Source organism: Pseudocalidococcus azoricus BACA0444 (assembly GCF_031729055.1).
GTDB classification, from domain to species: domain Bacteria; phylum Cyanobacteriota; class Cyanobacteriia; order Thermosynechococcales; family Thermosynechococcaceae; genus Pseudocalidococcus; species Pseudocalidococcus azoricus.
The window spans coordinates 63686-87907 of record NZ_JAVMIP010000010.1 but is presented as its reverse complement, the minus strand read 5'-3'; the positions used below and the strand labels follow the sequence as shown (position 1 = coordinate 87907).

Here is a 24222-nt window from a genome sequence, read left to right as displayed (position 1 = left end):
CCTCCAAAGTTATAGCTAGCAAGAATAAACCAAGCGTTGTCTAAATTGCTACTACCCAGTCTTAAATGGATAGAAACAGACTTAGAGTTTCCTGCTCTTGAGATTGACAGGATGATTTAATTACCACTTCAGTAAGTTAAAGCGTTCCATATCCACCGTATCTTTATTCCGATAAATTGCCAGAATAATCGCCAGGCCAACAGCAGCTTCGGCCGCCGCAATTGCAATCACAAATACCGCAAAGACTTGGCCCTTTATTTCCAGGCCATCTAGGTAATTGGAAAACCCAATTAAATTGAGATTAACAGCGTTCAAAAGTAGCTCAATAGACATGAGAACCCGCACTGCATTACGACTGGTCACCAGTCCATAAATCCCAATGCAAAATAGGGCAGCAGCAAGCAATAAGATTAAATCTAAATTCATGGTTTTCTCCTCAAGCAGTCAGGGGAATTAGGATTATTTACCAGACAAAACAGCCGGTTCCCTGGGGCGTTCTGGTAATTCCAAAGGGGGTTGGGGAACTTCGCCAATGGAAGGTTCTTCATCAATTAAATAGTCTCGCCGTGCCAATACCACTGCCCCAACTAGAGCCATTAATAACAAGACCGAAGCCAATTCAAAAGGTAAGAGAAAATCCGTAAAAAAGTGCTTGCCAATGGTGATAATTGTCTCTGGAGTGGGCATCGTGTTGGTTGGTACGGCCCAAGCGGTTTGCAAGACCATCACACTTAAGAGGCAAAACAACCCTGAAGCCACCAGGCCAGCCGCCCCTTTGCGAATCCACCGCCGCGGGATCGGCGCAAAATCTTCTCGCTTATTGACCAACATGATGGCAAACAAAATCAGGACATTCACCGCCCCAACATAGATCAAAATTTGGGCGGCCGAGACAAAATCCGCATTGAGGAGAATATAAATTCCAGAAATACTGATAAACACCCCCCCCAGTAAAAAAGCTGAGTAAACAATGCTATCGAGAAGGACAACCCCCAAGGCTGCTCCAATCACCAAGACCGCCAAGAGAAAGTAAGCGATGGTTTGTACGCCAGTTGCTAAATCCACAAGTTAACTCCTTATTCTGGTTTGCTGGCCGTTGTGTGCAGTTGGGCCGCGATCTCCTCTGGCCGAGACCCTGCCCGCTGATCTGTGAGTTTTGCCTCATGGCCATCGGTAACACCCACCGGTAAATAGGCAAATTCCCGAATTGGCGTGACCATTGGATCCTCAGTCACCTTATAAGGAAGCCGACCCATTGCCACATTATCAAAATTCAATTCATGGCGGTCGTAGGTGGCCAGTTCATACTCCTCTGTGACGGAAAGACAGTTTGTGGGGCAATATTCCACACAGTTGGCACAAAAAATGCAGACTCCAAAATCAATACTGTAATGTTTGAGTTCCTTCTTCTTCATTTCCTTGTTGAATTCCCAGTCCACCACTGGCAAATTAATGGGGCAGACCCGGACACAGACTTCACAGGAAATACATTTGTCAAACTCAAAGTGAATCCGGCCCCGAAACCGCTCCGAGGGAATCAGTTTTTCGTAAGGATACTGCACCGTAATCGGTCGCCGCTGCATGTGGTCAAAGGTGACAGCCAGACCTTGGCCAATATACTTGGCCGATTGCAAAGTTTCTTTGGCATAGGAGCCAATTTTATTGAGAAATTTCATGATCTAAACTCACTCCGAGGAATATCAAATTAGACTCTAAGGAACAGAGAGCAACTAACCCCCAAAGGCAAAGGGAAAGGTGAGTTTCAACCCCGCTGTCAGCAATAAATTGACCAGGCCGACAGGCAATAAAAACTTCCAACCTAAATCGAGTAACTGGTCAATCCGTACCCGAGGAACTGTCCACCGCAGGAGAATAGCCAAGAAGATAAAGAAATAGGCTTTTAGGAGGGTCATCGTAATCCCCAACACCGCCATGCCAATTTGGAAAAAGGGATTGGTGTCACTAATGCCCAACCAGCTTGCCAGTTGATCCAGCGGAATTGGGAAATCCCAGCCCCCAAAATAGAGGACGGCAACCAGGAGGGCAGAAAGGACTAAGTTCACATAGGAGCCCAGGTAGAACAGGGCAAATTTCATCCCCGAATATTCGGTTTGATACCCAGCCACCAGTTCCTCTTCCGCTTCCGGCAAGTCAAAGGGGAGACGTTCACATTCAGCGAGGGCCGCAATCCAAAAAATTAAAAATCCGATGGGCTGTCGCCAAACATTCCAACCGAGAATGCCATAGCCGGATTGCTGCTCAACAATTTCCACCGTCCCTAGGCCATTGGACATCATCGCCACCGCCAAGACCGCCAAGGCCAGGGGAATTTCATAACTAATGGATTGGGCTGCGGCTCGTAACCCCCCGAGCAAGGAGTATTTATTATTGGAGGAATAACCAGACATCAATAACCCAATTGGGGCAATGCTGGAGAGGGCGATCCATAAAAATACCCCCATCCCAATATTAGACAGCAGCAAGTTTTGCCCAAAGGGCACAATGACATAGGACAAAAAAACGGGAACGACTACCAAGATTGGCCCCAGGGTAAAAAGCAGTCCATCGGTCTGGGTTGGAATCACATCTTCTTTGAAGACCAGCTTCAAGCCATCGGCTAGGGGGGCCAAGATGCCCAAGGGGCCAATGTATTCTGGGCCAATCCGTTGTTGGACAGCCGCTGAGATTTTTCGCTCTAACCAAACCGAAATTAATACCCCCACGGTGGCCACGACTAACATTAACAACATGGGTAAAGGTAGCCAAATTAACTTGGCCAGGCCTGGGGTTAGCCCTAATGCCTCTAAGGCCGCTCGTAACTGCCCCTGGAGATCAATGCCATTTTCCATAAGAACACTTGCCGGACACGACAGCCCTGTGGATGAACGCCTCTCAGTATATAGTGTTTTCCCACCAGGCCTGGAATAGGGAGCTATTGAAACTTCTTAACTCCTGATATAGTTTCCACTAATACTTCTGCTTTTGGGAATTGAGGTGAATCTATGGAAAATGAGTAAAGACCTTGACCCGGCCTGGTAGCTTGAGACTCCGACTTGATCGGATTCAAATTTCACTGGGATCAACCCCCAATTCTCGCAATTTAGCCGCCAACCGCTCTCCCCGTTGATATTCTTGGTCGGCCCGTTCTTGCTCTAGGTCAGCCCGTTGGCGTTCAGTCTGCTCTGCTTCAGCGGCCGTGGGAATTAACTCGCCTTCTGGAGTCAAAAATCGCAGTCGGGCCTGGGTAATCCCTAAGTAGAGCTGCAATTCCTCACTCCACAGCCACCCCTGCTCATTGGCTACAAGCGGTTGATATACCCCATTGCCTAAGCGAAACCCCGTCAACTCCAGGCCATTGGGGTCTAGCCAGAAATACTCAGGAGTCCGAAACGTATTCTGATACAGGTCTTTTTTGGTGGTTTTATCTACCGTGGCTGTACTCTTGGAGAGAATTTCAATGATTAAGTTTGGATATTTGCCCCCTTCCCCCCAGACAACCCAACTGCGCCGCTCTTTTAGCTCAGTATCCAGCACTACAAAGAAGTCAGGGCCCCGGAACTCTCGCTTCCTGAGTTGTTGTTCGTTGTAATAAATTGTCAGGTTGCCCGTCACATAAAAATCCGTGCGGTCGTGCCAATAGCGTTTGAGCAGGTGAATGAGGATTTCAATTTGATCGCGGTGAAAGTCAGATTCCAAGGGTGGCTCATCACTCCATAAATCAGTTGGGGGAAAAGTTATGTCTGGTTCAAGCTCAAAATTGGTTTGGGTTTCGGGGCTGGCAACCATGGCATCTAATTCTGGGGGATTGGCTCTCGTTAACTTCACTATATTTCAGAGATTTGGCAGGTGGTTGGGGCAGGCCTGGGAGAGTGGGCTAAAATAGCTACCGAATCGAGATTTTATTTTTGGGAGTTAACGTTGACACTACAGAGGATGCAGTGATGAATTGGCAGCTATTGGGGGTCAGCTTTGTAATGGTTTTCCTTTCCGAGTTGGGGGATAAAAGTCAATTGGCCGCAATTACCTTAGGGGGAAATGCCCGCTCGCCCCGATTAGCCTTTTTAGGTGTGGCCAGTGGCCTCGTATTCACTAGCTTTTTAGGGGTACTCCTGGGCGGCCAAGTGTCGCAGATCCTCCCGGCCCCATTGCTCAAATCCATTGCGGCGATTGGCTTTGCTCTCCTTGGCTTATATTTGCTCTGGCAGCCGAGTTCTCCTCTGGTCATTGACTTGTCTTCAGAATCCGAGCATAGCCCAGATGATCGGGCTTCCTCCGAAATCTCAGCACCATGAATCGGCACTCGCTGCGGATCTTGCTTCTCCAGGCCCGGAATGATCCCCCAACACAACAAGAGGAACTAGCCGAATTTAGCCGCTATAGTGGTTTACGCCCGGAGCAATTTACCATTCTCAATGGGTTTGATCAGGCCGAGTTTTCCCCAACGGTGATTCAGGGCCATCATGCTTTGTTTATTGGTGGCTCCAGTGATGCCAGTGTCCTGAAGCCGGATTTATATCCCTTTGTGCTCCCTTCCCAGGCCCTCATTCTTGATTGCCTTGAACAGCGAATCCCCGTCTTTGCCTCCTGTTTCGGCTTTCAATTAGCGGTGGAAGCTCTCGGTGGGCGGGTGATTTTAGACCGTGATCATATGGAAATGGGCACTTATCCGATTTATCTCACACCCAACGCCGCCGCAGATCCCCTCTGTCAAACCTTACCTTCAGAATTTTTAGCCATTTCTGGCCACCAAGAACGAGCCCTGTCCCTCCCACCCCAAGCCATTCACCTCGCCTATTCCCAGCTTTGTCCCTATCATGGTTTTACTTTACCCGGACAACCGTTTTATGCCTTTCAGTTTCACCCTGAGGTGGATCGGACGGATTTGATTGCCCGGATTAGCCGCTATTGTGATCGCTACTTTGAGAATCCCGATGCATGGCGAGAACTGGCCAACTCTACCCAAGAAACCCCCATTGCCAACCAACTCATTGGGGCCTTCGTAGATCGGATTCTGCTGTCTGCCTTGGCCGCCGAGGGATAGTCGCCGCCAGAACTGTGATCACTGCTGGTTCATTTATTTTTGGATCTTAACCAATGGGCCTGTCCGCTTCCGACCTGTTCAAATCCACCAGTGATGAATACAACACACGCCTACAGGTGCGGAATCGGGCCTTTCTGACCTTTATCACTGTGGCAACAACTATTTTTGGGGTTTCCCTTGCGGATGCCAATTTTGCCTTTGCCAGTGTCGGGATTTCCTTTATCTCTCTAGTGATTAACTTGCTGCTGATTCACCACCAACAGGTTATGACCCAAATTCTCCTCTACCAGCAAATCTTAATTAGCCACCAGGACTCAGATTTCCCGATTTGGCACAAGTTTAACGCGATTGAATTAGAACGTTCCCGCCGCTCGGAGGATTTTGCCGCCCTGGTGATCCATGTCCTGTTTAATGTCAGTGGCCTGGGTAATGCCTTCATTCGCGGGATTCTCTTTCCCTCCCCCACCTCGGTATCTATCTACATCCGCCTCTTAATTTTTGGACTGAGTTGTTTAGCCAGTCTCTACTCCCTCTGGCTGTTATTGGAAATGCCCCGCCGCCGCCGGACTCTTTTGACTCATCGGGATGGTTAATCAGGCCCTATAGCGTTACGCAGACTGTTCTGAGGGAATAGAAATGTCAAAAAGACTGTCCATCCAGCATTTTCTGACTGGTTCCCCTCTCACCCTCAATGAGTAACGCTATAGGTTGGCAGATTCAGGTTGTAAGCACGTGGCTTGATCCAGATCACAGGCCTGGATGATGTGGATCATTTTCAGCACCAAACATCAAGCCTATGTTGAAGTGAGTGTGACTGAGCAAAACCTCTGAACCATAGGCCCATAGTCCAGGTAACTTTTGGTAAAGGCAGCCTTTTGCCTTGATCTCAATTGTTATCTTAAAAAATAGCGATGGACTTATTGGTTTTCTCCAATCTTCCCAGGCCTGGATCGGGTTGCCCCACTGGGTCTGATGAGCTTGAGAATCTTGGGGTTTAGGCCTGAACTCCTAAAATCTACTGGTTTTTTGCCTCACATTAATTTTATTTGCCTCGTTAGTTTTTAACTTTAATATTCAAAGCAATTTTCAGGTGAGGTGGCTGATCATGACTACAGCGCAATTGTTCGCCTCTGGAATCCGGGTTCCTCTCCCCAGCTTAGTGGCCATGTCTCTCCTCTGGACGGGGGGCCTGGTTTGGCATCTCTCTGGGCCTGTGTTAGCTCAGCATCAGTCACCCACTCCCATTGAATCTACGCTAGTCTCCCCAAGCCAATCTCTACCCGCAGCGGATCCCCTCAAAAGCCCGTTTCCATTACCCTGGGCCTGGATCGTTGCACAACAAAAGTTAGCGGCCCTTAGTCACCAGGCCCAAACCTATTCTCAAAAAACAGCCACTTTCATTTCTCCCGATGGTCTTTACCAGGCCCAGGCCGAGTTGATTTTCCAGGCCCACCCTAACTTTGCCCAGAATCAACTCACCAGCACTCTGACAATTACCAACACCCAAACCCAAGCGGTACAACAATGGCAAAGTACCAGCCTCATTGATCCAGAATTACGCCAAGACTTACCCCCTGATGGAGCGGGCTTAATTGCCGTTCTCTGGCCGGTCGGCTGGTCAGCATCCGGTGAGCAACTCCTGATTCGTCACTTTCAAGGCCTGTTTTCCACGGATTTCGCCTCCGATGTGGCCGTGATTTGGTCTCGTCCCCAACAAACCCTAACCGCTGTCTGGCCCCAGTCTGTAGATTATGATCATGCGACTCTTTTGGGTTGGAGTCAGGAGCAACCGGATCAAATCTTATTTCAAACCACCACAATGGGAGATCCGAAAACCCAAGTTTGGGCCGTCAACCGCCAGCAGGAAATGTTAGCCAGGCCCAGTGACCGCCCCCGAGTCTATGGCCAAACCCTGACTCCCAACAGTCAAGCCCAATCTCCAACGCTGCTATCACCTGCAAAATAATCAATTGGCTTACTCAACCGTGACTGACTTGGCCAAATTCCGGGGTTGATCCACATCCAGACCCCGCCTTGCCGCAATGTGATAGGCCAGCAGTTGGAGGGGAATCACCGTCAAAATTGGGGACAATAACTCATCTACTTCCGGCACCGGCAAGAGGGCATCAAAGGTATCGCGAGCCTCCTGTTCCTCCATCGGTGTCACCCCAATTAAGCGTGCATCGCGGGCCCGAGCCTCCTGGGCATTGGAGAGAACTTTCTCAAACACAATCCCCGGCATCGCAATCGTCACCACCGGCACTTTCGCATCCAGCAAGGCAATCGGCCCATGTTTCATTTCCCCGGCCGGATAGCCTTCCGCATGGATATAGCTAATTTCCTTCAGTTTTAAGGCTCCCTCAAGGGCAATGGGGAAGTTAATCCCACGTCCGAGGAAAATAAAGTCTTGGGTATCAGCAAAGTCATGGGACAGGGTTTCAATATAGCGTTCCTGACTTTCGAGAATTTGCTCGACTTGGGCCGGCAGTTGCCGCAGTTGATCAATGATTGCGCCTAAACGGGAATGATCAAGGGTTTGCCGTTGCCAGGCCAGATCCAGAGCCAACAAATAAAACGCTAACAACTGGGCGACAAAGGTTTTAGTTGCGGCCACCCCAATTTCAATCCCGGCATGGGTATCAATAATCTCGGAGACAAGATGACCTAAGCTACTTTCGGGGCGATTTGTAATTCCCAATAGACGCGGTTGTAGTTCTGACCTCAAATTAGCCCGGCGATGTAGCTCCAACTCCAAGGCCGCTAAGGTATCGGCGGTTTCCCCAGATTGAGTCACCCCAATGGTCAGGGTCTGGCGGGTCACGGGCGGGGGGGCATAGCGAAACTCGGAGGCATATTGAACGCTGGTGGGAATTTGGGCTAAGTCTTCCAACAGATATTTACCCACCAATCCGGCGTGCCAACTCGTGCCACAGGCCAAAATCTGCACCTGCTCTAAATCAGCGAGGAGGGCCGGAGATAAGTTTAATTTGATGGGGCTAAAGTCGGCATCCGGTCGCCAATCATCCCGCAAGTAATATTCCAAACAGGTGCGAACGACCCCCGGCTGCTCATAAATTTCTTTGAGCATATAGTGTTTGAAGCCCTGCTTTTCGACTAAAACCGGATTCCAATTCAAGGTGCGGGGGGTTTTACGGAGGCGTTGCCCAGAAAAGTCGTAAATCTCGGCTCCGGTGGGGCTTAAACAGGCAATTTCCCCATTTTCGAGGGGCAAGACGGCGCGGGTATAGGGCACTAGGGCGGGAGTATCAGAGGCACAGAAAAATTCCCCTTCCCCAAAGCCCAAAACGAGGGGCGCTTGCTGACGGGCCACAATTAACTCATCGGGGAAATCCGCGGAAACCACAGCAATGGCAAAGGCTCCCTGGAGATGTTGCACCGCTTGCCGCACTGCGTCTAACAGGCCGTGATGATGACTGTTTGTGTTGGGAGCAGATATTTTGAGAAAATCCGCAATCAAATGGGGAATGACTTCCGTGTCCGTGTCCGAGGTGAAGAGATAGCCCTTGGCTTTGAGGTTTTCCCGCAGTTCGCGATAGTTTTCAATAATCCCATTTTGGACAACGGCCAAACGGCCACTGGCATCTCGGTGGGGATGGGCATTATATTCTTCCGGTTTACCGTGGGTGGCCCAGCGGGTGTGACCAATGCCAATCCGGGCCGGGAGGTGGAGCTTGTCTAATTTTTCTTGGAGATTATGGAGTTTACCCTTGGCCCGAATACAGTGAAGTTCTCCTTCCCAGACCGCTGCAATCCCCGCTGAATCGTAGCCCCGATATTCCAGTTTGCGGAGACCTTCTAACAGCACTTCCGCCGCCGGACGCGGGCCAATGTAGCCAACAATGCCGCACATGAATAACTCCTTTGGAGAGGGGGGTTAACGCCGGGCAAAGTGGGGTAATTCAACTTGGGCCCGCCGCTGTGAACGGATGGGTTCAGCTTGCCAAGGACGAATGCCTAAATCCCCATTTTGCCAGGCCGGGGTCAGTTCTGCCCAGTTGGTGGCATGGGGGAGGATGGCGGGGGGAGTTTGTGCCTTCACAGTTGCCGGTTTAAGATGGGCTGGGGCAGCAGGATTGACTAACTGGGCCTGGAGATAACGGACTTGGACCCGTAAACGCCTAATTTCGGCTGCTTGTTGTTGAACCATGGACTGTTCTTGTTCTAACTGGGTTTGGCTGTCCCAAGATGCAGTAGGCTCCGGTAGTTCTGAGGCGAAGGATTGCTCCAGCTGTTGCCGGGAATTGACCAGGCCAGCCCATTCCGGCTCGGTAACGTGAAATTTACGTTTTGGATTAAAGCTCATTACCACACACCACAAATACTAAAGACATTAGGAAGAAACAGATTGACCGCCCAACACTGCCCTAAACTATAGTCCTTTTTTTAAGAATTGTCACAGGGACACTGATTTGTAACAGAACATTACAGCTTTCTCTCAGAGTTGGCTGCCTTGACTACGGCTTAAGGGCTGACTCCATGCATTCATTGATCCCTAAAATCTCCTCAGCCCAGGCCCGGCATTGTTCACTGTCCAAACGGTAACTGAGGGGGTGGGCAATGAGGCGGGCGGTGCTGTAAAACAACTGTTCTAGTTCAATTAAGCCATTCTCTTTGAGGGTGCGGCCAGTGGAGACTAAATCCACAATAGCTTCGGCCATCCCTGTTAAGGGCCCCAATTCCACCGAACCAGACAGGGGAACCACTTCCACAGGTAAATCGAGGGCTTGAAAGTAATCAGCGGCACATTTGACAAATTTAGAGGCAACCCGGGCCTGGGGGGGCAGATCTCGGGCTGATTTGTAGGGACTGGTTTGCTTGACGGCCACCGATAACCGACAACCCCCAAACTTGAGATCCGCAATTTGGGCCACCTGGGGCTGTTTTTCCTTCAGCACGTCATACCCAACAATGCCCAACTGGGCCTGGCCATATTCCACATAGACGGGGACATCTTGGGCGCGGACTAATAAGGCGCGGGCCTGGCCACTGGGATCGAGGATTTGCAGTTGGCGATGGGAATTATCTAAGAGGGCTGAAAAGTCCAGGCCAATCAAGCTCAGGGTTTTAATACTGTCTTTGAGGAGCGCACCCTTGGGCATAGCAATGGTTAACATGGTACGACCTCCCCCTCACTGACAATTTCCACCCTTGGCTGACCGGCTTCATTCACCCAGGCAATGTAGGGAATCTGCTGGCGTTGGGCATAGGCGCGAATTTCAGCCGGGCTGAGGGGATCTAGGGCAATTTCGGCGCGTACTTCTCCCTCAAGGCGCAGGGTCTGGGCATGGGTAAAGCTGGCTTTGAGGGCTGGCTCTGATGTCGGCACAACTAACCAATGACTGCGGGGGGGCTGCTGGGGTAATTGCCCTTGATTCCCAAGACTCTGTTGGAGGTTCTCCAAGTTAAAAACAAAACCAATACCGGGTTGAGACTGGGCTTCCGGGCTGTAGGTTCCCAAGAGTTGGTCATAGCGGCCCCCTTGGGCAATCACCCTTAAATCACCCTCGGCATAGGCCACCACATCCCAAACAATGCCCGTGTAGTAATCAAAGGTTTGTATCAGGCTCAAGTCAAGGATGATGTTGAGTTGATCGCCGATGATGGCCAATAACTGCGCCAGGGCCTGGAGCCGTTGATTTCCGGCTTGATCTAAGGGCCAGGCCTGGAGTTTGGCCATCACCAGATCGGCGGGGCCGCGCAGATTGAGGAGTTCTAAGACTTTTGTGCGGATATCATTGGGCAGAGGCAATTCTAAGAGGGCGACTCGATCCAATTGGGCCAAGTGATGACGAATTTGGGACTGCCAGGCCGGGGGAAAGGTATTTAATAAGCATTGGGTAAGACCCGCATCTCCCAGGAGGACTGACCAGGCCTGGAGATTTAAGGTTTGCAAACAGTCTTGGAGTAAAAATAAAATTTCTGCATCAGCCCGCAAGCCCAACCCACCAATTAGTTCAACCCCGGCCTGGAAAAACTCTTGGCGGCGGTTCAAGCCCTTCGTACTGGCCCGGCGAAAGACATTGGCCTTGTAGTAGAGGCGTTGGGGTAAGGGAGTACCGGCTAATCGAGTCACCGCTGCTCTGGCAATCGAAGCCGTTAATTCTGGGCGCAACCCTAACCAATCGGAATCTGGATCTTGCACATGCATCACCGTTTCCGGCCGCACCGCCCCACCTGCCATGAGTGTATCCAAGCGTTCTATGGTTGGTGTAACAATTTCGTGATAGCCCCAACGTTGAAAGGTTTGCTCCAGGTGGTGTTCAATCCAGCGTTGTTGGGCCACGTCTAAGGGCAGTAAGTCGCGCCCACCCGTGGGAGGTTGATAAACCATAGTCTTCTGGCTATCCTACTTATCTTTTTTCTTAAATAAACTACCAAACAGACCCCCACCGGAGGATTTGGGCGGAATCGTTTGCTTGGACTTTTGTTGGGCCCGCCGTTCGGCCTTAGTAATCGTCTCTATTCCTGTGACGGCCTGGGCTTCTTGGGGGTTAATTTTCAGGGCCTGGTTAAAGTGAACCTTGGCCATTGTAATTTGTCCCTGCTTGAGATAGGTTTGCCCCATTAAGGCATGGCAGCGACTACTGTTGGGATTGAGTTTGAGGGCATCCCGCAGTTCCTTAATGGCCTGTTGAAAACTATTTTTCCGAAAAAACTCTTCGGCTCGCCGATAGTATTGCTCCGTATATTGGTCAGTCCCGCTTTGGGTTGCCTTACTGGAGGAAACTGCTATTGGGGGCGGAGAACTCCCTGGCATGGTCGGAGTCGATGGAGTCGGTGGTGTGGCACTGGTGACAGTCGGTTGAGGGACTGCGGTTGCTCCAGTTGAACCCCCATGTTGTCGCCACAAAAGGGCTAGATTTAGCTCACTAATCTGTCCTGTAATAGCCACGCTAGCCGCTAGGTTTTCGTACTGCTGATTAGCCAATGCTTCTAGGGACGACAAATAAATAGCTTCATAATCGGGGGCGGTCATGATTGCTGTTACGGCTGGATTCGATTGGTTTAAGGGAATTTGCCCATTCACCAACTGTTGTCCTAAGAGCCGGAGAATGACTTCATACTCCTCCCGCTGTTTTTCTTGGGTGAGCAGTTGATAAGCTGGGTTAACGAGTTTTGATAGAATTTGGCTAGCCAACTGCTGAGATTCATCATTACTGCGACTATCTGGATGTAGGTTTCGGGCAATTTTTAAGTATTGCTTGCGAATCTGAGCAGCATCGGCTCCTAGGGGGAGTCCCAGGGCGGCATGATAGTCTTTGGCTGAATTGAATTTTCCCAGGCCCCGATTAATCTCAAAGGACATTGCTACACTCAAGCTCTGTGATGGGATATCGCAACTGAAGTCTCTGCACCCCAATCTATCAAATCATACCGGCCCCCAACTAGATACCATAGTCCCAGATCAGCAGAGGGTTCAATGACATTCCTCCCCCGTCTATGACCTACTCCCTGTCAGCTTAGGTTAAGGTAATTTTCAGCCAGGCCCAGCTACCTCAAACTAACAGCTATGTCCAGCACCTCTGCCCCCGCCCCTGCGCTTTGGATTTGTGGGGGAGTTCAGTCCGGTAAAACCACTCGCTTGGTGAGGGAATTAAAAACCTGGATCAACCAGACCCAACTCCCAGGCGGGACTGCCTATCCACGTCGGGGAGAACTGGCCCGCAAGGTTTTGATTATGGCGGCCAATGCCGAAAACGGGCAGCGGTTACGGGAGCGCATCAGTCAAACCATTGGCCAGGGCCTTCCCCTAAGCGTCACTACCCCCCTGGGCTTTTTCCCGGAAGAGGTGATTCTGTTTTGGCCTTTAATTGTTCAACATCTAAATATTCCTGGCCTAATGCCTGTGCGGTTGCAAGCGGAAACAGAGCAGTATTTAGCCCTGAAATTATGGTCACCCGAGTTAGATGCAGGGGTATTTCGCGCCATTTCGGAATCAGCCCCCCTTGTTGTTCAAAATCTGATTAACTTGATGGAACTGGCGGCTTTTGCGGGTTTACCCCTGGCTGGATTGGGGGAGTTGCTGGTGACACGGGCAGACTATGATCCAGATTTGGGGGCGGCAATCACCCAGGCCATTTTGCAGTGGCGGAGTTGGTGCTTGGCGCGGGGCCTGTTGACCTACGGGATTTTATTGGAGTTGTATGGCCAAGTTCTCCTCCCCCAAGCCCATTACCAGGCCCAACTGCGCCAACGCTATGATGCGGTCTTAGCAGATGATCTGGATAATTACCCGGCCCTTGCCCGAGATTTGTTCCAGGTTTTATTAGCCCAAAGGGTGAGGGGAGTGTTTACCTTTAATCCGTCCGGTGGGTGTCGGCTGGGCCTGGGGGCAGATCCTGATTATTTGGCGGGGTTAGCCGCGTTTTGTCGGGTCGAACAGTTGCCCGATCGGGATCAATCTGTCCTGGGTGGCGATCCTCAGGCCCTAGTCTCCTATTGGTTAACGGATGCCCGGCCCCAACTTCCGGAAACCCTGCAATCTCTCCAAACCGCCTCTCGGATGGAGTTACTAACCACCGTTGCCGGTACAATTACCCAGGCTGTCCAGTCCCAAACCATCACCCCGGCTGAGATTGCCATTATTGGCCCCGGCTTAGATGCCATTGCCCGTTACATCCTGAGTCAAAACCTCAACCAGGCCGGGATTCCCCTCTATGCCCTCAATGACCAACGCCCCCTGATTAGTTCTCCCCTGGTGCGGGCAATTTTGACCCTGTTGCCCTTGATTTATCCAGAATGTGGGCGGGGCCTGGAGCGGGAAGCGATCGCGGAAATGTTGGTTGTCCTCTTTCAAGAAAAAGGCGAAATTGATCCGGTGCGAGCGGGTTTACTGGCGGATCATTGTTTTATTCCGGATCCCGATAACCCCAGCTTAATTGCGGCTACCGAGTTTTCCCGTTGGGATCGCTTAGGCTATCAAACCTGCCAGGCCTATGAGGGGTTACGGACTTGGATTCAGGATCAACAAAATCAACTGGCCGATGTTCCCCGCAGTCCTGTATTTATGATGGACCGGGCCATTCAGCGGTTTTTGTGGAGCCGCAACCTCAACTACAACCAAATCTTAGATCTGCGTAAACTTCTGGAAATTAGCCAGCACTACTGGGATGTCCAACGCCGTCTTGCTCAACACAGTACCGCCAGTAGCCCCGCTTATGCGGATTATCCCGCCGTGGCCACCTTTTTTCGCTTTATTCGCACCGCCCCCATCACCACCAATCCCCGCCTCCCCCGCCCGATTCCGGCTGTCACCCTTGCCACCACCTTTCAATATCGCAATTCCCGCCTCAAACATCGCTGGCAGTTTTGGTTAGATGTCGGTGGGCCCCTGTGGCAAAATGGCGGTCTTGTGACTCGTTGGCAAAGTCCCTTACTCCTGCGCTCTCCCACTGGGGATCATGCCGAGATTTGGAATGATGAAATTGCCCGCCTCCAACGGTTACTGGTGGATATAGGCAGTCGCACCACGGAAAGAATTTATTTGTGTCACAGTGAACTGGCGGTGAATGGTCAAGAACAGATGGGGCCACTCCTGGGCCTGGTGGAGTTGGTCAATCCGGTGGCCTAGGCTGTTGCGCTGCTTTAGGAAGTTATTTAGTGGCATTGGGACTGGTCAGGTTTAACAAAAATGGGAGATCATTTCCAGACCCACCAAACACCAACACATCGGGAACTTTTGCGCCCCCTTCCCGCCAGGCCTCGATGGCTTCTTTTTGCAGGACTAGTTGCCCCCCGGCACTTTTGAGGGTTTCCGCCAATAACCGTTGAGCTTCGGCTTTCCCTTGGGCCCGGTTAATCTCGGCCTGGGCCTCTTGCTCGGCTTCTTGGGCCACATAGACGGCGCGTTGGGCCCGCTGCTCGGCAATTTGTTTGTCTTCAACGGCCCGGGAAAACTCCTTGGAAAAACTCAGGTTGACAACACTGGTGTCCAAAACAATAATGCTGTACTTGGCCAGGCGTTGACTGAGGGCCAGATCAAAATCCATCTTCAGTTCTTCCCGTTTGGTAATCGCCTCCTCCGCTGTCCGCCGGGCCGCTGCTACTTTGAAGGATTCTTGGGTTTGGGGGGCGATAATTTTGGCGACAATATTTTCTAAAGTCCCTTGGGTGCGGCGAACTTTGACCACATCAATCGGATCTAGGCGGAAATTGATCGCAAAACTGGCGGTTAAATCCTGTAAGTCACGGGTCGCGCTTTCGGCCGGGACTTCAAATTTTTGCACCGTCACATCATAAATATCCACTCGAGAGACAAAAGGCACTTTCCAATGCACCCCCTCTAAAAGCGGCACATCTTGGGCTTTCCCGGCAATGCTGAGGACACCGGCCTGGCCTGGGTTAATCACCACAAAGGAGTTAAATAAAAATATCGCTCCGACCAAAATGGCAATGCCCGCAAAGGATGTTAGCCAGTTTTTCACATCAGTCATAGACCACAGCCTCGCGTCCCAAAGGGATCACTAGAGATTAAGAGCAGCCATACAGCCAGTCTTGGACCCTTTGATTATGACCCGAGATTTCCGGCCAGACAGCCCAGCCAACAATTCATTAAGAATTAGGACAGTTTGGTAACATCACCCAAGCAAAATTCTAGGATCTATGGGGAATCGGGACAGAGGGCCTGGAGGTAGTTATGCGGGCAGTCTTAATGGCCGGAGGCAGTGGAACGCGATTACGTCCATTGACCTGTGAACTTCCCAAACCAATGGTGCCCTTACTGAATCGGCCCATCGCTGAACATATTCTCAACCTGCTTCGGCGACATCAACTCACAGAAGTTATTTTCACCCTCCACTACTTGCCCGATGTTGTCCGGGAATATTTTGGAGATGGCCATGAATTTGGCGTTGATATTACCTATGCGGTGGAAGAAGATTATCCTCTAGGCACGGCCGGTTGTGTGAAAAATATCGCCAGCTTGCTCACAGAAACCTTTTTTGTCGTCAGTGGCGATAGTGTCACCGATTTTGACTTAACGGCTGCTCTGGCCTTTCACCGTCAACACCAGGCCCTGGCAACCCTTGTTTTAACCGCTGTGCCCAACCCGAAGGAATTTGGGGTCGTGATTACGGATGAGCAGGGGCGCATTAGTCGCTTTTTAGAAAAACCATCTCCGGGGGAAATTTTCTCGGATACGGTCAACACCGGCATTTATATTCTTGAACCCGAAGTCTTGGACTATCTGCCCAGCGGGATTGAACGGGATTTTTCTAAAGACCTATTTCCTCTTCTCCTCCAGTCCCAAATTCCCCTCTACGGCTATGTGGCCCAGGGCTATTGGTGTGATGTGGGTAGTCTAGAAACCTATCAACAGGTCCAATACGATGCCCTGCAAGAACGGGTGCAACTCGAGCCAGTGGGCCGCGAACTCTATCCGCAAATTTGGGTGGGGCATAACTCGATTATTCATCCGCGGGCTATTTTGCGGCCCCCCCTACTGATTGGCCATAACTGCCGGGTTCAGGGTGATGTTTGTTTGGAAAGTGGCACGGTGCTGGGGGATAACGTCATCATTGGCAGTCGTTCCCATCTCAACCAGGCCATTGTCTGGGGGGGAAGTGTCATTGGTGAAGAGAGTGTTTTGGATAGTTGCATCATTGGGCGGCGGGTGCGGGTGGATCGTCATGCCATTGTCCAGGAAGGGGCGGTGATTGGGTCGCGGACTCGGATCGGGGAAGAAAGTGCCATTGGGCGGGGGGTGCGGATTTGGCCGGGTAAACAGATTGAAGCGGGGGCAAGGGTTAATCAAAGTCTGATTTGGGGGAGTACGGGTCAACGGAATCTATTTGGCTATCAAGGGGTAGCGGGCCTGGCCAATGTGGATATTACGCCTGAGTTTGCCGTCCGGTTAGCCGCAGCGTATGCCTCTACATTGGAACCCGGCACCAGCGTCTTAATTTCTCGAGATCAGCGCAGTGTTTCCCGGATGATTGCCAATGCCCTAATCGCTGGGTTGATGTCCGTGGGGATCAATGTTTTATGCCTGGAAGCCATTGCCCTGCCCATTTCCCGGTTTGCGGTTCAGAGCCTTTCGGTTTGTGGCGGAATCCATGTGCGGCTGCATCCGGATCGGGATGAGCAATTATTGGTTGAGTTTTTTGATCACAAGGGCATTAACCTCAACCAGGCCAAGCAGCGGCAAATTGAAACGGCCTATTTTCGGGAAGATATGCGCCGGGTTAGTTTTACAGATGTGGGCCGCATTACTTACCCCAGTCAAATTGTCGAGACCTATGCCCAAGGCTTTGGGAAATGGTTGAACACCCAGGCCCTGCAACAACATGAATGCAAAATTGTTCTGGACTATGCCTATGCGGTTTCTGGGGCCGTCTTACCAGAACTGCTGAATAAATTTGGCTCTGATGTGGTTGTCCTGAATGCGACTGTCCATCAAACTCCCCCCAATACCGAGGAACGCCAAGGGTTGCTCCGGGAACTTGGACAGGTGGTGCAGGCGATTCAGGCCAATTTGGGGGTTCAGGTTTCGGCCAATGGGGAGCGATTAACCCTCGTTGACGATCGCGGCCAGACCATTGCCGGGGAAGAATTGACCGCATTGATGGCGGATTTAGTCTTGTCGGCCTATCCAGGGGGAACGGTGATTATCCCGGTGCATATCTCCAGTGCCATTGAGGTGATTGCTCGGAAACATGGGGGCAATGTGATGCGGACGCGGGCCAACCCCACCGACCTTATGGAAGCCTGTCAGAAACAAGCGGGGGCCGTGTTGGGGGGCAGTGCCGAGACCGGATTTATTTTTCCCCAACTCCATCCCGGCTATGATGCCATGTTCAGTATTGCTAAGTTGATGGAAATGCTGGCCCTGCGCCAACAACCCCTGAGTGAGATTCGTCAGAATTTACCCCAAGTCTTTCATACTCATCAGGCCCTGCGCTGTCCCTGGATTGCGAAAGGATCTTTGATGCGGCATTTAGTCGAAACCCATAGTCCCACTACCTTGAATTTGGTGGATGGAGTAAAAATTCTCCACCGAGATGGGAGCGATTGGGTCTTGGTCTTACCCGATGCGAGTGAGCCATTGGTGCATTTGTTTGTCAATGGGCGAGAACAGGCCTGGACTGAGCAGATGAATCACGACTACAGTCAACGTATCCATGAGTTTGCCCATTTGGAACCCAATGAAGTCGGAGTGTAGAAAATTATTGGCAAACCCGAAGCCAATTTTGGAGGATATTAATGACTATTGGAGCAAAAGGTTCGAGTTGGCCCTGTTGAGGTTGTATCAGTTCGTTAATCAACAACGCCAGAACTTCTTGATCATCCTCCAGGCCTTGGCTTGGGTCTCCATAATACCTCCATAGCAATACCTCAGATAATTGTTTGCGTTTTTCGATCAAAGCACGGTTATTCTTTTCATGATCTCCCAGGTTCAAGACTTGAATCGTCTTAGTTGCTCGCGGACTTAATCCTTTCACCCGACCATTAATTTTGAATCGAAGTTCTGTTTCACATTCTGGCATCAAGGGCGTTAAGGGTAAGTCCTGATCTTTATGGGCATGACCGCATTGATTGGGGATATTACAACTGGCAACAATGTTTGAGAAGTCAAGGGTGTGCTGAGGGTTCAGACCCTTTACTAATGGCTCGCATGGCGTAATTCTTGTTTACAAAGCAGTAGTTTAGCTTTGACTAGTTCGAGATGATTAGGGGGTAACTCTTCAGTTAATTGCGTCAGTAACTCCTGAGCCTGGGCTAGGTTGTCATCCTGTATTGCCTCAAGTAAATCTTTCAGTTTAGTATCAATTTTCTCATTACGGATGCTGGTATCCATGACATCCAATAAAACCATATTGGCATCTTGGCCATACTGAGAGGGTATTTGTCGTAATTCACTGTTAGTTAAGGTATAAACCAAAACATTCTTACAATCACTGATAACTAGCGGTGAATGAGTGGTCAGAACAAACTGACAATTTGGGAATGTCTGAATTAAGCGATGACAGAGGCTACGTTGCCAGGAAGGATGGAGATGCAAATCAACTTCATCAATCAAAACGATACCATCACCTGCTAAAGGGTTTTCTAAGGCAGGATTCAACATGGCCAAACGCCGAGCAATATCACCCACAAGAGCCATCAGGGATTTCTCACCTTGGGAAAGTTGGGCTACATTCAAGGTTTCACCATTTTTGTCAACTGCCATGTGGAGGCGAGGTTTACGGCGGATTCTCAGGTTTTCCAGGTAGGGCATAAATTGGCTAATTGCAGTGCGGGCCGCGGTTAATTGTCGATCTCTAGCCGAGGCCTGGAGTTCATTCAAATATTGCCATACATCTGGAATTTCTTTATATAATGGCCTGAGTTTATTCAGAAGATCTGGAGATATTCCTGATTCATTCTCAGTATCCTCTCGCTCTCGAAACCACTCAAAAAAGCGGCGAAAATCAACCCCCTGACTTAAAGAATTATCGTAGCCATCTAGTTGCCCAAAGGTATGTCTAGTCCTGATTTTTAGAGGAATATCGAGTACAACCCGTTCAACAGGATAAAATGCAATAAGGGGGAGACTAATTTGATCATCATGAGTCAGGGCATCACGGTATAGACTAGCTAAACGAGTACAATCACCGAGGTTGCTTGTGTATTGCGATTTACGTCCTTTTCTATTTTTAGCCAAAGTCCACTTAAGGTATTCAACTTTACTTCGATAGTCAATATGATCAGGATTGTTTGGTGTTATCGAGCTATGGCAGACTTCTATTTCAATACTAGCTCCATTAGCCTTGTTGAGGATGGCATCTTCAAGAATAGGAGTACCACTACCTTTTTCTGTGCGTAAGCGAGCCGTAAACCAGCTAAGAGACGTTGCTAAGGCTTTCAAGATAGAGGTTTTACCTGCGCCGTTATTACCGACAAAGACGGTGATGTTGCTGGGGTTCTGTTCAGTAGGGGCTAAGGCAATTTCCAGGTTTTCGAATAGCCCAATATTGTTTAAGATAACCCGTTGGATTTCCATGGCAGCAAAGTTAAAAATCCTGATGCATCTGATATTGACAACAGCAACGCAAACAAATTTGTAAATATTTAACCTTAATCATCTCTCAAGCCAGGTACACGGAGCCAGCTTAATCTTCATCTCTAAACAAGGGGAGCTACAGACACATCATAACCGGATAAGCCTATGGCACAATTTCCTAGGAGTCACCTCAGGGTAGGGCGCATCTGGTGAAAATTATTGTTGTGGGTAGTGGGGGGCGAGAACACGCCTTGGCCTGGGCCTTATTAAAATCAGCCACAGTCACCCAAATCTACTGTTGTCCGGGGAATGGGGGGACGGCCAGGCTCGAACGCTGTCAAAATATCCCGATCCAGGCCACGGATCTGATTGATATTACCCAGTTGGCGGTGGATGAGCAGGTGGGCTTAGTGGTGGTTGGCCCCGAAGTTCCCCTGGCCTTGGGATTGGTGGATCGGTTGCAAGCTGCGGGGATTCCTGCCTTTGGCCCGACTCAAGCTGGAGCCGAGATTGAAGCCAGTAAGGCCTGGGCAAAAGCCTTAATGTCTGAAGCCAACATTCCCACGGCCCAAGCAGCTATTTTTACCACTGAAACTGAGGCGATCCATTATGTGCGCGAGCAAAAAGCCCCAATAGTCGTCAAAGCAGATGGCCTGGCCGCAGGCAAAGGGGTGACAGTAGCCAACTCAATCACCGAAGCCATTGAAGCCATTGAAGCAGCCTTTGGGGGGGAATTTGGCACAGCGGGGCAACGGGTTGTGATTGAAGAGTGTTTGCAGGGCCAAGAGATTTCCGTCCTCGCCCTTACCGATCGCCACGTGATCCGCTCCCTCTTACCGGCCCAAGATCATAAACGGATTGGGGAAGGCGATACGGGGCCAAATACAGGGGGAATGGGAGCCTATGCCCCGGTGCCTTGGGTAAGTGGGGAGTTAATGGCCAAGATTCAAACCCAAATTCTCGAACCTGCCCTTAAAACCCTCCAGGCCAGGGGGATTGATTATCGCGGTGTCCTTTATGCGGGGCTGATGATAACTCCAGCAGGCGACCCCTATGTGATTGAATTTAATTGCCGCTTTGGTGATCCCGAAACCCAAGTGGTCCTGCCGCTGTTGAAAACTCCCCTCTTAGATTTACTCTTGGCCTGTGTCAATGGCACCTTGGCAGAATTAGGAGAGTTGGCCTGGGCTGATCAAATGGCCACAGGTGTGGTGATGGCAGCGGGAGGGTATCCGGGGCATTTTACAAAGGGGGATGAAATTACCGGGATTGAGGCCGCAAATTCCCAGGCCTTCGTGTTCCAGGCCGGGACAAGGGCAGCGAATGGGCAACTGTTTACCGATGGCGGGCGGGTCTTAACAGTGGTCGGGAGGGGTGAGACTGTTGAAGCTGCCTTGGCGCAAACCTATGCCGGCGTGGCCCAAGTTCAGTTTCATAATGCCTACTTTCGGCGGGATATTGGACATCGCTTAACCGCTACTTCCGAAAATCTGCCCTAAAATATGGCTAAATCCTTGGGGAAAATCTACCGAGGATGATTTGCATGGTTAATTTGTTGTTATCCCGAAAGGACAATTCAATGGTTGCTTGTGAATATCGCCCCGGCCTGGAAGGAATTCCGGCAGCACAGTCCAGTGTCAGTTTTGTGGATGGTCAGGTTGGGCGGTTGGAATATCGCGGCATCCCGATTCAAGAATTGGCGGAAAAAAGCACCTTTCTGGAAACCTCCTACCTCCTCATTTGGGGCAAATTACCCACGGCCGAGGAGCTACGGGATTTTTGTTATGAAATTCAATATCATCGCCGGGTTAAGTACCGCATCCGCGACATGATGAAATGCTTCCCGGAAAGTGGCCATCCCATGGATGCCCTCCAGGCCTCGGCGGCGGCATTGGGGCTGTTCTATTCTCGGCGGGCCTTAGATGATCCGGCCTATATCCGGGCGGCGGTGGTGCGCTTGTTGGCCAAAATTCCGACGATGGTAGCAGCCTTTCAACTGATTCGCAAAGGGAATGATCCCGTCACCCCCAAGGATGATCTCGACTACGCCGCTAATTTTCTTTATATGTTGAGTGAACGCGAGCCGGATCCCGTTGCCGCTCATATCTTTGATACCTGCTTGACTCTTCATGCTGAACACACTATGAATGCCTCGACTTTTTCGGCGCGAGTAACGGCTTCTACATTGACGGATCCCTATGCGATTGTGGCTTCAGCGGTGGGAACTTTGGCTGGCCCCTTGCATGGCGGCGCAAATGAAGAAGTGATTGAAATGTTGGAGGAAATTGGCAGTGTTGAAAAAGTCCGCCCTTTTGTGGATGCTTGTCTAGCGCGCAAAGCGAAGATCCCTGGATTTGGGCATCGGGTTTATAAGGTCAAGGATCCCCGCGCCACGATCCTGCAAAAGTTAGCGGAGGATCTGTTTGCCCGCTTTGGCAGTGATATGTACTACGACATTGCCCTAGAACTGGAGCAAATTGTTAGTCAGGAACTGGGGCCCAAGGGTATTTATCCCAATGTGGACTTCTACTCAGGGCTAGTTTATCGGCGCTTGGGCATTCCCAATGATTTATTTACCCCGGTGTTTGCCATTGCTCGGGTCGCCGGGTGGTTAGCCCACTGGAAAGAACAGTTGGAAGCGAATCGAATTTATCGGCCCACCCAAGTCTATGCGGGTTACCATGACCAGGCCTATGTTCCCATTGAAGCCCGCTAGTATCTAAATCTTTAAACGGTGGGAAGTTGTCCTAGCCAGTTAATCACCAAGGCATTGACCTGTTCGGGTCGCTCATCGTGGGGACAATGGCCGGTTTCCGGGAGGGTAATAAATTCCACAGGATGATCTTGGCCCCAGGCCTGGAAAATATCGCCCCCTTTCACTGGAGTCCAGGGATCTGTTTCCCCCCACAAGACAAGCATGGGAGCCTTAATTTGGGGCAGCAGTTCCGCAATCCGAGGCCCTGGCGGTGCGGCTAAAATGCGGGCAAAGACATTTTGGGCATTGGGATCACAGGAAGGACGGTAAAGAATCTCGATTAACTCATCGGTAATGGCCGCTTGATTGCCATAGACCTGTTTGAGGGTATTCCGAATCCGTTGGGGTTGGCGGACTTGGTTAAAAATAAAGGTTCCCAGGCCGGGGGTTGTCACCAATTTTGTAAACCCAGCCATGACCCAATTCAGCGGCCAGTGGAGTTCTTCTGGACGATGGCTCAGCCCCCCGGCACAGTTGAGTAAAATCACGCCTTGGGTCATTTCTGGGGCCTGGGCTGCTACGGTCAGAGAAATTAAACCACCAATGGAGTTTCCCACCCACACCGCCGGGGTTTGAATCTGAGCTTGCCAAAACTCCTGTAACATCTCGGCCCAAAGTTCGATGGAGTAATCTACATCTGGCTTATCGGAATCCCCAAACCCCAATAAATCCAAAGCAAAAACCTGATAACCAGCCGTCACCCAGGCCGGGATGTTTTGCCGCCAATGGCCAATCGCTGCCCCAAACCCATGCACCAAGACGAGGGGTTGTCCTTCTCCCTGGGCCGTGTAGTTAATGTGATAATCCCGCCACTGCCAGGCCTGGGTGTTTTCTGGTGCTTTAAGGGATTCAACAAGGGATGTCATGGCTGAATATCCAAAATGTCCAAATGGTGATGTCTTGTCTAAACCCTTTTTAGGATAACGAATTGTTAAGGGCTGTTCATGGCTAAGATAGCTTCAATATCAGTAGGGTTATTGTATTGAGGAGAGAATTAATCGAGCGATTGGGTGTTTAGATGAAAACTGATCCGTGATTCTAGGCTATTTTTCTCTTTCGCAGTCGTCTTTTGAGTGAACTGATCCTCGGCCTGGATCCAGCCTGTGAGTATGAATTTGCGGCCCCCGTGGGGAAAGAGAGAGAAAGTCAGATCCTGCTACCCCAAGATTGTTGAGTTCAATTACCACCGCCCCGGATTACAACCAATGGTTGGATGGGATCGAAACTATATTAGTGAGTAGGTTTCCTAAGGCTGGCCTGGAGGGAGTTGGCAAGATGTTAGGGATTCAAATTGATCCAGCAATTGCGGCTCAGGTTCGGTCATTAACGACTGAGAGATTAGAGGCCTTGAGTGAGGCTTTGCTTGGGTTGAAAGATATTTCTGAGTTCCAGGCCTGGTTAAGCAACCCCGATTAATTGCAAACA

General features: G+C 50.5%; 23 protein-coding genes. 9 read left to right on the top strand and 14 right to left on the bottom strand.

What is annotated here, in order from left to right:
- Window positions 1-120: 120 nt before the first annotated feature.
- The 5 genes from nuoK to RIF25_RS10740 form a co-directional block, all read right to left on the bottom strand.
- Window positions 121-426 carry an NADH-quinone oxidoreductase subunit NuoK gene (nuoK, locus tag RIF25_RS10760; protein ID WP_015125180.1) on the bottom strand — a complete coding sequence of 102 codons (306 nt, stop codon included), beginning with the start codon at window positions 424-426 and terminating at the stop codon, window positions 121-123.
- Between the two features lie 33 nt (window positions 427-459).
- Window positions 460-1065: an NADH-quinone oxidoreductase subunit J gene (locus tag RIF25_RS10755; RefSeq protein ID WP_322878538.1), complete on the bottom strand. Its 606-nt coding sequence runs from the start codon at window positions 1063-1065 to the stop codon at window positions 460-462.
- A gap of 11 nt (window positions 1066-1076) precedes the next feature.
- Entirely contained in the window at window positions 1077-1676 is a 600-nt protein-coding gene (ndhI, locus tag RIF25_RS10750) for an NAD(P)H-quinone oxidoreductase subunit I (protein WP_322878537.1), read from the bottom strand.
- A 54-nt stretch (window positions 1677-1730) separates the two neighbouring features.
- Window positions 1731-2849, bottom strand: a complete 1119-nt coding sequence (gene nuoH, locus RIF25_RS10745; protein WP_322878536.1) for an NADH-quinone oxidoreductase subunit NuoH — start codon at window positions 2847-2849, stop codon at window positions 1731-1733.
- A gap of 214 nt (window positions 2850-3063) precedes the next feature.
- Window positions 3064-3786 carry a Uma2 family endonuclease gene (locus tag RIF25_RS10740; RefSeq protein WP_407682394.1) on the bottom strand — a complete coding sequence of 241 codons (723 nt, stop codon included), beginning with the start codon at window positions 3784-3786 and terminating at the stop codon, window positions 3064-3066.
- Window positions 3787-3941: 155 nt separating this feature from the next.
- Between RIF25_RS10740 and RIF25_RS10735 the strand changes: the two genes are divergently transcribed.
- From RIF25_RS10735 to RIF25_RS10720, 4 genes are all read left to right on the top strand, one after another.
- Entirely contained in the window at window positions 3942-4292 is a 351-nt protein-coding gene (locus RIF25_RS10735) for a TMEM165/GDT1 family protein (RefSeq protein ID WP_322878534.1), read from the top strand.
- Window positions 4289-5041, top strand: a complete 753-nt coding sequence (locus tag RIF25_RS10730; RefSeq protein ID WP_322878533.1) for a type 1 glutamine amidotransferase — start codon at window positions 4289-4291, stop codon at window positions 5039-5041. The genes RIF25_RS10735 and RIF25_RS10730 overlap by 4 nt, the downstream gene beginning before the upstream one ends.
- Window positions 5042-5094: 53 nt before the next feature.
- Window positions 5095-5634, top strand: coding sequence for a hypothetical protein (locus tag RIF25_RS10725; protein WP_322878532.1), 540 nt, complete (start codon window positions 5095-5097; stop codon window positions 5632-5634).
- Window positions 5635-6146: 512 nt separating this feature from the next.
- Complete coding sequence (locus RIF25_RS10720) at window positions 6147-7007, top strand: hypothetical protein (RefSeq protein ID WP_322878531.1); 861 nt, start codon at window positions 6147-6149, stop codon at window positions 7005-7007.
- Window positions 7008-7016: 9 nt separating this feature from the next.
- Here the strand turns inward: RIF25_RS10720 and glmS are convergent, their stop codons facing one another.
- The 5 genes from glmS to RIF25_RS10695 all read right to left on the bottom strand — a co-directional run bounded on the left by glmS (window position 7017) and on the right by RIF25_RS10695 (window position 12368).
- A complete protein-coding gene (glmS, locus tag RIF25_RS10715; RefSeq protein ID WP_322878530.1) occupies window positions 7017-8912 on the bottom strand; it encodes a glutamine--fructose-6-phosphate transaminase (isomerizing) in 1896 nt (631 codons plus the stop codon).
- A 24-nt stretch (window positions 8913-8936) separates the two neighbouring features.
- A complete protein-coding gene (locus tag RIF25_RS10710; RefSeq protein ID WP_322878529.1) occupies window positions 8937-9365 on the bottom strand; it encodes a hypothetical protein in 429 nt (142 codons plus the stop codon).
- A 151-nt stretch (window positions 9366-9516) separates the two neighbouring features.
- Entirely contained in the window at window positions 9517-10176 is a 660-nt protein-coding gene (hisG, locus tag RIF25_RS10705; protein WP_322878528.1) for an ATP phosphoribosyltransferase, read from the bottom strand.
- Entirely contained in the window at window positions 10170-11393 is a 1224-nt protein-coding gene (locus RIF25_RS10700) for an ATP phosphoribosyltransferase regulatory subunit (RefSeq protein ID WP_322878527.1), read from the bottom strand. Before RIF25_RS10700 ends, hisG begins: the two co-directional genes overlap by 7 nt.
- 15 nt (window positions 11394-11408) lie before the next feature.
- Window positions 11409-12368, bottom strand: a complete 960-nt coding sequence (locus RIF25_RS10695) for a J domain-containing protein (protein WP_322878526.1) — start codon at window positions 12366-12368, stop codon at window positions 11409-11411.
- 204 nt (window positions 12369-12572) lie between these two features.
- Between RIF25_RS10695 and RIF25_RS10690 the strand changes: the two genes are divergently transcribed.
- On the top strand, window positions 12573-14633 hold the full coding sequence (locus RIF25_RS10690; protein ID WP_322878525.1) for a recombinase family protein: 2061 nt from the start codon (window positions 12573-12575) through the stop codon (window positions 14631-14633).
- Window positions 14634-14655: 22 nt separating this feature from the next.
- On the opposite strand, the gene RIF25_RS10685 is transcribed toward RIF25_RS10690, so the two are convergent.
- Entirely contained in the window at window positions 14656-15495 is an 840-nt protein-coding gene (locus RIF25_RS10685; RefSeq protein ID WP_322878524.1) for a prohibitin family protein, read from the bottom strand.
- A gap of 203 nt (window positions 15496-15698) precedes the next feature.
- Here RIF25_RS10685 and RIF25_RS10680 point away from each other — a divergent pair, with 203 nt between their 5' ends.
- Window positions 15699-18221 (top strand): mannose-1-phosphate guanyltransferase, encoded by a 2523-nt coding sequence (locus RIF25_RS10680; RefSeq protein WP_322878523.1) that lies wholly within the window; start codon window positions 15699-15701, stop codon window positions 18219-18221.
- 4 nt (window positions 18222-18225) lie between these two features.
- Here the strand turns inward: RIF25_RS10680 and RIF25_RS10675 are convergent, their stop codons facing one another.
- Complete coding sequence (locus RIF25_RS10675; protein ID WP_322878522.1) at window positions 18226-18546, bottom strand: hypothetical protein; 321 nt, start codon at window positions 18544-18546, stop codon at window positions 18226-18228.
- A 116-nt stretch (window positions 18547-18662) separates the two neighbouring features.
- Entirely contained in the window at window positions 18663-20042 is a 1380-nt protein-coding gene (locus RIF25_RS10670; protein WP_322878521.1) for an AAA family ATPase, read from the bottom strand.
- 209 nt (window positions 20043-20251) lie between these two features.
- Here RIF25_RS10670 and purD point away from each other — a divergent pair, with 209 nt between their 5' ends.
- Entirely contained in the window at window positions 20252-21541 is a 1290-nt protein-coding gene (purD, locus tag RIF25_RS10665; RefSeq protein WP_322878520.1) for a phosphoribosylamine--glycine ligase, read from the top strand.
- Window positions 21542-21621: 80 nt separating this feature from the next.
- Complete coding sequence (locus RIF25_RS10660; protein ID WP_322878519.1) at window positions 21622-22758, top strand: citrate synthase; 1137 nt, start codon at window positions 21622-21624, stop codon at window positions 22756-22758.
- Between the two features lie 11 nt (window positions 22759-22769).
- Here RIF25_RS10660 and RIF25_RS10655 read toward each other — a convergent pair whose 3' ends face one another.
- Window positions 22770-23663 (bottom strand): alpha/beta fold hydrolase, encoded by an 894-nt coding sequence (locus RIF25_RS10655; RefSeq protein WP_322878518.1) that lies wholly within the window; start codon window positions 23661-23663, stop codon window positions 22770-22772.
- A 301-nt stretch (window positions 23664-23964) separates the two neighbouring features.
- Here RIF25_RS10655 and RIF25_RS10650 point away from each other — a divergent pair, with 301 nt between their 5' ends.
- The gene (locus RIF25_RS10650) at window positions 23965-24213 is read left to right on the top strand and encodes a DUF4351 domain-containing protein (protein ID WP_322878517.1); all 249 of its coding nucleotides are present in this window, start codon (window positions 23965-23967) and stop codon (window positions 24211-24213) included.
- The last annotated feature ends 9 nt before the right edge of the window (window positions 24214-24222 follow it).

Coding starts and splice junctions, on each gene's coding strand:
- nuoK (WP_015125180.1), bottom strand. CDS start 426: ATGAATTTAGATTTAATCTTATTGCTTGCTGCTGCCCTATTTTGCATT.
- ndhI (WP_322878537.1), bottom strand. CDS start 1,676: ATGAAATTTCTCAATAAAATTGGCTCCTATGCCAAAGAAACTTTGCAA.
- nuoH (WP_322878536.1), bottom strand. CDS start 2,849: ATGGAAAATGGCATTGATCTCCAGGGGCAGTTACGAGCGGCCTTAGAG.
- RIF25_RS10740 (WP_407682394.1), bottom strand. CDS start 3,786: ATGGTTGCCAGCCCCGAAACCCAAACCAATTTTGAGCTTGAACCAGAC.
- RIF25_RS10735 (WP_322878534.1), top strand. CDS start 3,942: ATGAATTGGCAGCTATTGGGGGTCAGCTTTGTAATGGTTTTCCTTTCC.
- RIF25_RS10730 (WP_322878533.1), top strand. CDS start 4,289: ATGAATCGGCACTCGCTGCGGATCTTGCTTCTCCAGGCCCGGAATGAT.
- RIF25_RS10725 (WP_322878532.1), top strand. CDS start 5,095: ATGGGCCTGTCCGCTTCCGACCTGTTCAAATCCACCAGTGATGAATAC.
- RIF25_RS10720 (WP_322878531.1), top strand. CDS start 6,147: ATGACTACAGCGCAATTGTTCGCCTCTGGAATCCGGGTTCCTCTCCCC.
- glmS (WP_322878530.1), bottom strand. CDS start 8,912: ATGTGCGGCATTGTTGGCTACATTGGCCCGCGTCCGGCGGCGGAAGTG.
- RIF25_RS10710 (WP_322878529.1), bottom strand. CDS start 9,365: ATGAGCTTTAATCCAAAACGTAAATTTCACGTTACCGAGCCGGAATGG.
- hisG (WP_322878528.1), bottom strand. CDS start 10,176: ATGTTAACCATTGCTATGCCCAAGGGTGCGCTCCTCAAAGACAGTATT.
- RIF25_RS10700 (WP_322878527.1), bottom strand. CDS start 11,393: ATGGTTTATCAACCTCCCACGGGTGGGCGCGACTTACTGCCCTTAGAC.
- RIF25_RS10695 (WP_322878526.1), bottom strand. CDS start 12,368: ATGTCCTTTGAGATTAATCGGGGCCTGGGAAAATTCAATTCAGCCAAA.
- RIF25_RS10690 (WP_322878525.1), top strand. CDS start 12,573: ATGTCCAGCACCTCTGCCCCCGCCCCTGCGCTTTGGATTTGTGGGGGA.
- RIF25_RS10685 (WP_322878524.1), bottom strand. CDS start 15,495: ATGACTGATGTGAAAAACTGGCTAACATCCTTTGCGGGCATTGCCATT.
- RIF25_RS10680 (WP_322878523.1), top strand. CDS start 15,699: ATGCGGGCAGTCTTAATGGCCGGAGGCAGTGGAACGCGATTACGTCCA.
- RIF25_RS10675 (WP_322878522.1), bottom strand. CDS start 18,546: ATGCCAGAATGTGAAACAGAACTTCGATTCAAAATTAATGGTCGGGTG.
- RIF25_RS10670 (WP_322878521.1), bottom strand. CDS start 20,042: ATGGAAATCCAACGGGTTATCTTAAACAATATTGGGCTATTCGAAAAC.
- RIF25_RS10660 (WP_322878519.1), top strand. CDS start 21,622: ATGGTTGCTTGTGAATATCGCCCCGGCCTGGAAGGAATTCCGGCAGCA.
- RIF25_RS10655 (WP_322878518.1), bottom strand. CDS start 23,663: ATGACATCCCTTGTTGAATCCCTTAAAGCACCAGAAAACACCCAGGCC.